Origin of the sequence: Streptomyces sp. NPDC048483, assembly GCF_040651455.1 — a bacterium.
GTDB lineage: Bacteria > Actinomycetota > Actinomycetes > Streptomycetales > Streptomycetaceae > Streptomyces.
In genome coordinates this window covers 61108-67823 of the sequence record NZ_JBEZJZ010000035.1, presented here as the reverse complement: position 1 = coordinate 67823, position 6716 = coordinate 61108, and the positions used below count along the sequence as shown (strand labels likewise).

At 72.2% G+C, this 6716-nt stretch carries 7 protein-coding genes; 4 read left to right on the top strand and 3 right to left on the bottom strand.

Annotated features, from left to right (window positions below):
• On the top strand, nucleotides 1-818 hold an 818-nt coding region (locus AB0D04_RS19850; protein ID WP_362704759.1), incomplete at its 5' end, for a zinc-binding dehydrogenase.
• Between the two features lie 177 nt (nucleotides 819-995).
• On the top strand, nucleotides 996-2342 hold the full coding sequence (locus AB0D04_RS19845) for an MFS transporter (RefSeq protein ID WP_362704757.1): 1347 nt from the start codon (nucleotides 996-998) through the stop codon (nucleotides 2340-2342).
• Here the strand turns inward: AB0D04_RS19845 and AB0D04_RS19840 are convergent.
• Together AB0D04_RS19840 and AB0D04_RS19835 are read right to left on the bottom strand one after the other, a co-directional pair.
• Nucleotides 2332-3303 carry an urea transporter gene (locus tag AB0D04_RS19840; protein WP_362704754.1) on the bottom strand — a complete coding sequence of 324 codons (972 nt, stop codon included), beginning with the start codon at nucleotides 3301-3303 and terminating at the stop codon, nucleotides 2332-2334. The genes AB0D04_RS19845 and AB0D04_RS19840 overlap by 11 nt on opposite strands.
• A 144-nt stretch (nucleotides 3304-3447) precedes the next feature.
• Nucleotides 3448-4107, bottom strand: coding sequence for a TetR family transcriptional regulator (locus AB0D04_RS19835; RefSeq protein ID WP_362704752.1), 660 nt, complete (start codon nucleotides 4105-4107; stop codon nucleotides 3448-3450).
• 122 nt (nucleotides 4108-4229) lie between these two features.
• On the opposite strand from AB0D04_RS19835, the gene AB0D04_RS19830 reads away from it, so the two are divergent.
• Nucleotides 4230-5381: an acyl-CoA dehydrogenase family protein gene (locus AB0D04_RS19830; RefSeq protein WP_362704750.1), complete on the top strand. Its 1152-nt coding sequence runs from the start codon at nucleotides 4230-4232 to the stop codon at nucleotides 5379-5381.
• Nucleotides 5382-5504: 123 nt separating this feature from the next.
• Entirely contained in the window at nucleotides 5505-6173 is a 669-nt protein-coding gene (locus tag AB0D04_RS19825) for a TetR/AcrR family transcriptional regulator (protein WP_362704748.1), read from the top strand.
• Here the strand turns inward: AB0D04_RS19825 and AB0D04_RS19820 are convergent.
• Nucleotides 6154-6615: a MaoC family dehydratase gene (locus tag AB0D04_RS19820; RefSeq protein WP_362704746.1), complete on the bottom strand. Its 462-nt coding sequence runs from the start codon at nucleotides 6613-6615 to the stop codon at nucleotides 6154-6156. The two genes, AB0D04_RS19825 and AB0D04_RS19820, sit on opposite strands and share 20 nt — an antisense overlap.
• Between the last annotated feature and the right edge of the window lie 101 nt (nucleotides 6616-6716).

Here is a 6716-nt window from a genome sequence, read left to right as displayed (position 1 = left end):
CCAGGCGCTGGTGGCCGCCAAGGAGCAGGCGCGCGCCCGTGGGGCGGCCGCGCAGCAGAAGAAGCAGGCCAGGCGCGGCCGCCACCCTCACCGCCGACGGCAGCGCGCTCTACCCGGGCCTGGGCACCGCCGTCTTCGCCGAGGAGACGGTGGTGCCCGCGGCCGCCGCACTGCCGCTGCCGGACGGCATTCCGCTGACCGACGCCGCGCTGCTCGGCTGCGCGGTGCTCACCGGCTGGGGCGCCGTACACCACAGCGCGCAGGTGCGGGCGGGGGAGTCGGTCGTGGTCTTCGGCGTCGGCGGGGTGGGTCTGGCCACCCTCCAGGCGGCGCGGATCGCGGGGGCGGGCCCGATCGTGGCGGTGGATGTCTCTCCGGCGAAGGAGGAACTGGCGCGGGCGGCCGGCGCCACCGAGTTCGTGGTGGCCGGTGAGGACACCGCCAAGACGATCCGCAGGCTCACCGGGGGCGTGGGTGCCGATGTCGCCGTGGAGTGTGTGGGCCGCGCCGACACCATCCGTACGGCCTGGTCGGCCACCCGGCGCGGCGGCCGCACCACGGTCGTCGGCATCGGCGGCCAGGACCAGCAGGTGACCTTCTCGGCCCTGGAACTCTTCTATTTCGGCCGCACCCTCTCCGGCTGCGTCTACGGCAACAGCGACCCGGCCGCCGACCTTCCCGTCATCGCCGGGCACGTCCGCTCCGGCGCCCTGGACCTCTCGGCGCTGGTCACCGAGCGGATCGGGCTCGAGGGCATCCCGGCGGCGTTCGACGCGATGCTGGCGGGGCAGGGCGGACGGGCGCTGATCGTCTTCTAGGCAGCGGGAGGAACGGGGCGGGGCCGGCGGCGCGGGAAGCGCCTCCGGCCCCGCGCGGTGGGAGCGCCGGAAACTCGTGGTGCGCGGTTCGTTGACGCCGTACCGGCTGGTCGGTACGGTCGCCCGACATCTACGGCGCCGCCCCCCATCCCGCCCCGCACCCCCGGAGTTGCACGCATGGACACGGCACCCTCCGAACCCCACGACAGCACCGGCAGCTCGCCCTCCGCCCGCAGCCGCCGCAAGGTGGCCACCGCCGCGGCTCTCGCCTCCGCCGTCGAGTGGTACGACTACTTCGTCTTCGGCATCGCCGCCGCGCTCGTCCTCGGCGATTCCTTCTTTCCCTCGGGCAGCAGGGCGGCCGGCGTCCTCGCCTCGTTCGCCACGTTCGCCGTGGGCTTTCTGGCCCGCCCCATCGGCGGCGTGATCGCCGGGAACCTGGGCGACCGGCGCGGCCGCAAGCCGATGCTGGTGCTCGCGCTGACCGTGATGGGGCTGGCCACCACCGGTATCGGCCTGCTGCCCTCCTACGACGCCATCGGGGTCGCCGCCCCGGTCCTGCTGGTCGTCCTGCGCATTCTGCAGGGCATCGCGGTCGGCGCCCAGTGGGGCGGCGCCATGCTGATGGCCACCGAGTACGCCCCCAAGGGCAAGCGCGGACTCTACGGCTCGTTCGTCCAGCTCGGCGTCCCCATCGGCGTGGTGACCGCCAACTCCGTCTTCCTGCTGGCGGGCGCATTCACCGACGAGCGGGCCTTCGGCAGCTGGGGCTGGCGGATTCCGTTCCTCGTCGGCGTCCTGGTCCTGGTCCTCGCGTGGTACGTGCACACCCGCGTCGAGGAGACCCCCGAATTCCGCACAGCGGAGCGGGAGCTGGCGGTGCAGGAGAAGACGGCGGCCGCGCGGCGCTCACCGCTGCGGACGATCCTCCGGCACCACCTGGGCACGGTCCTGCTGGCCGGCGGCTCGTTCGCCGTCAACACCGCCACCTTCTACATCCTGATCACCGGCGTCCTGGACTACTCCACCCGCACCCTGCACATGGAGCGCACCTCCGTCCTCACGCTCAGCCTCCTGGTCAGCCTCACCCAGCTCGCCCTGATCCCGGCCGCCGCGGCGCTCTCCGACCGCATCGGCCGGCTGCGCGTCTACGCCGCGGGCGCCATCGGGCTGCTCCTGTGGGCGGTGCCGATGTTCCTGCTCATCGACACCGCGTCGCTGGTGTGGATGGCGGTCGCCACCTTCGTCTGCAGCTGCTTCCTGAGCATCATGTACGGGCCGCAGGCCGCGCTGTTCGCCGAGCTGTTCACGCCCGAGATGCGCTATACGGGGGCGTCGCTCGGCTATCAGATCAGCGCGATCCTGGGCGGCGGGCTGGCGCCGTTCCTGATGGTGCTGCTGCTCGAGGCGAGCGGCACCTCGATGTCGGTGTCCGCGTACATCATGGTGCTGGCCGTCATCGCGCTGGCCTCCATCCGGCTGCTGGCCCGCCGCGCCGCAGGCCGGACCGCGGTCAGCCCGTGACCCGGCGCAGCCGGGGGAACGCCGGCGCAGCCACCAGGAAGACCAGCGAGACCAGGACGAACGGCCAGGTGAAGGTGTGGCCGCCGGACGGCGCGAAGACGGCGGCCAGGGCCGGACTCAGCGCGGTCGCGGCCGCCGCGCCGACGACCGCGTAGGCCAGGCTCCAGCCGTCCGCGGCGAGGAACACCCCGCACAGCGCCATCGCGACCAGCACGGCGTTGTAGCCCATCGTGCCCTCGGCCACCTGCTCGGCGGGTGCGCCGAGGGCCCAGGCGGTCAGGATGCCGACGGCGCTGCCGACGCAGGCCAGGACTCCCGCCCGGCGGCAGGCGAGGAAGATGCCGAGCAGGAAGATCAGGCCGACGTGCCACTGCGGCATGAAGAAGATCTGGCCGATATTGGCGAAGAAGGCGTGCCAGAGGTCGGTGAAGGTGAGGGCGGTGGGGCCGGCCGCGGGCCGGGAGAGTGCGGCGGGGCCCGCGTCCTGGTGCCAGACCCGCTGGAAGCCGGGCGCGGCGATGGTCATCGCGCTGGCCGTGACGCAGAACGGCAGGGTGAAGGTGGGCAGTTCCCAGGTGGCGAGTATGCGGGCGGCGGCAGCGGTGAGAACGGTGACCGCCGCGCTGCCGGCCAGCGCGAGCAGCGCGGTGGACAGATGGGCGGCGCCGAGGAAGACGGCGCAGCCGACGGCCACCAGGCAGGCGTTGAACCCTTCGAGGCCGGTGGTGATCCGGTCTTGGTCCACGCCCAGGAGGCGGGCGGTGCCGGTGCCGACGGCCGTGCCTATCAGCCCGTAGAGGCCGAATTCCCAGCCCGCCGCGAACAGCGCGACCGAGAACACCCCACCGGTCAGCGCGCTGGGCAGGAAATCGACCTGCGCCTGACCGCGCAGGACCTCGATGACGAACCGTCCGTACCGCGTCTGGAAAGGGCCGTTGATGGCCGTGCCCGACTCGCGCACGCCGCCTCCCGCTCAGGCAAAAAGGGCCTCTGTCCGCCAGAGGCGGGCGCACTTTACACCGAATGCCGGTGAAGCAGCGGAGGTGTCCATGGCTCGGGGACCCGTGCGCATCCGTGCGTACCTGTACGGATCCGTGTGGCTTCGTCAGACGCTGCCCGAGGCGCCGCGCCCCGGTTCGCGTTCCGGATGGTGCAGCGCCAGACCGTCCACCAGCGCCCGCAGCCCGGTCTCGAACGCGCCCTCGTCCACCTGGCGCTGGTGCTCGGCCAGGAGGTGGGCCTGGCCCAGGTGCGGGTAGTCGGCGGGGTCGTAGGCGCCCGGGTCGTCCACGAAGCCGCGGGCGAAGGAGCCCAGCGCCGAGCCCGCCACGAAGTAGCGGACCATGGCGCAGATCCGGGTGGCCTGGGCCGGCGGCCAGCCCGCCTCGACCATGCCGCCGAACGCCGCGTCGGCCATCTTCAGCCCGGCCGGGCGGCGGCCGGGGCCCTGGGCGAGGAACGGCACGATGTGCGGATGCGCGGCGAGCGCGGCGCGGTAGGAACGGGCCCAGTCCAGCAGCCCGGCCCGCCAGTCCCCGCCCGTCTCGAACGTCGACACATCGACCTTGGCGATGACCGTGTCGGCGACCGCGTCGAGGATCTCGTCCTTGGTCGTGAAGTGGTTGTAGAGGGACGGCCCGCTCACGCCCAGTTCGGCCGCGAGGCGCCGGGTGGAGAGCGCCGGCAGCCCCTCCGCGTCGATGAGCGCCAGCGCCGCGGTGACGATGCGTTCGCGGCTCAGCAGGGGCTTGCGGGGTCGGGCCATGACGCACATAGTAGGGCTGCCGCCAGAAAACTAGCAGTGGTAATTAACTCGTCGGCCGCCCGGCCGGCGACCTGGCCGGCCAGCCGGCCGACCAGCCCTTTCCCGTCCACAGGGGGCCTTCGATGAACCTGGAGCTCAGCGCGGAGCAGAGCGCGGTACGCCGGCTTGCCAAGGACTTCGCCGACCGCGAGATCGCGCCGCACGCCACCGCCTGGGACCGCGCGGAGCAGGTCGACCGCGGCATCGTGAAGAAGCTCGGCGAGCTGGGCTTCCTGGGGCTCACCGTCCCCGAGGAGTACGGCGGTTCCGGCGGCGACCACCTCTCGTACGTCCTGGTCACCGAGGAGCTGGGCCGGGCCGACTCCTCCGTACGCGGCATCGTCTCGGTCTCCCTCGGGCTGGTGGCCAAGACCCTCGCCTCCTGGGGCGACGAGCGGCAGAAGCGGGAGTGGCTGCCGCGGCTGACGTCCGGCGAGGCCGTCGGCTGCTTCGGCCTCACGGAGCCGGGCACGGGATCCGACGCCGCGAACCTCGCCACCCGGGCGGTCCGCGACGGCGACACCTACGTGATCGACGGCGCCAAGATGTTCATCACCAACGGCACCTGGGCCGATGTCGTCCTGCTCTTCGCCCGCACCGGCGACGCACCCGGCCACCAGGGCATCAGCGCCTTCCTCGTACCGGCCGACACCCCGGGTCTCGCGCGCCGGGAGATCCACGGCAAGCTGGGACTGCGCGGCCAGGCCACCGCCGAGCTGGTCCTGGACGGCGTACGGATCCCCGCCACCGCCATGCTCGGCCCCCAGGGCAAGGGCTTCTCGGTGGCGATGTCCGCGCTGGCCAAGGGGCGGATGTCGGTCGCCGCCGGCTGCGTCGGCATCGCCCAGGCCGCGCTGGACGCCGCGCTCGGCTACGCAGGGGAGCGCGAGCAGTTCGGCAAGCCGATCGCCCGGCACCAGCTGGTGCAGGAGCTGATCAGCGATATCGCGGTGGATGTGGATGCGGCGCGCCTGCTGACCTGGCGGGTGGCCGATCTGATCGACCGCGGCGAGCCGTTCGTCACCGAGGCGTCGAAGGCCAAGCTGTTCGCCTCCGAGGCCGCGGTGCGCGCCGCCAACAACGCCCTCCAGGTCTTCGGCGGTTACGGCTATATCGACGAATACCCGGTCGGCAAGCTGCTGCGGGACGCCCGGGTGATGACCCTGTACGAGGGCACCAGCCAGATACAGAAACTGGTCATCGGACGGGCGCTGACGGGGGTCTCCGCCTTCTGACATGCTGCGGTACGGGATCCGGCCATGCACCGCACCACATTGCTAAGCGCTTGCTCAGCGGCACGGTATGGTGTTCGATCCGTCAGGGGAACGTCCCTGGCGGATCGAGGAGCGGGGTACGCGATGGGTGCGGCGGCGGAGCGCGCGAAAGCGGAGAACGAGGAGTGGGCCGGGGTCACCCCGGACGCCGCTCGACGGCTGGTCAGCGCCGCCGTCGAGGCGTTCGCGGAGCGCGGCTACCACGCCACCACGACCCGCGACATCGCCGGCCGGGCCGGGATGAGCCCCGCCGCGCTCTACATCCACTACAAGACCAAGGAAGAGCTCCTCTACCGCATCAGCGGCATCGGCCACGAGAAGGCCCTGCGCATCATGGGCGCCGCCGCCGAGGCCGCGGGCGGCCCCACCGAGCGGCTCGCCGACGCGGTACGCACCTTCGCCCGCTGGCACGCCGAGCACCACACCACCGCCCGGGTCATCCAGTACGAACTCCAGGCACTCAGCACCGAGCACTACGCGGAGATCACCGATCTGCGCCGCCGGACCGACCGGCTGCTGCGCGGGATCATCCAGGACGGCGCGGACAGCGGCGAATTCCGGGCCGACGACGTGCCGGGCACCACGCTTGCCGTGCTGTCGCTGTGCGTGGACGTCGCCCGCTGGTTCACGGCGGACGGCCCGCGCACGCCCGACGAGGTCGGCGCGCTCTACGCCGACCTCGTCCTGCGGATGGTGGGCGCCCAGCCGGGCGGGCCCGCCACGGGAAAGCCCGCTACAGATAAAAACGGCTGACCGTCTCCGCGACACACACCGGCTTGTCGCCGCCCTCGCGCTCGACCGTGACGACCGTGGCGAGCTGTACGCCGCCCTTCACCTCGGTCACCTCCGCGATCCGCGCCGTGGCGCGCAGCCGCGAGCCGACCGGGACGGTGGCGGGGAAGCGCACCTTGTTGGCGCCGTAGTTGATGCCCATCGTGACGTTGTCGACCCGCATCAGCTGCGGTACGAGGGTGGGCAGCAGCGAGAGCGTCAGATAGCCGTGCGCGATGGTCGTGCCGAACGGGCCGGCCGCGGCCTTTTCCTGGTCCACATGGATCCACTGGTGATCGCCGGTGGCGTCCGCGAAGAGATCGATCCGCTTCTGGTCGATCTCCAGCCAGTCACTGGGGCCCAGCTCCTCGCCGACCGCCCCCCGCAGCTCATCGACCGATGCAAACACTCGGGGCTCTGCCATCTCCGCCTGCCTCCTCGGGATCCCATGATTGACCAGCGCTCATTCAGGGCTTACTAAGCGCTTGCTCAGCATGCGGAGTGCGGGCACCCACTGTCAACGCC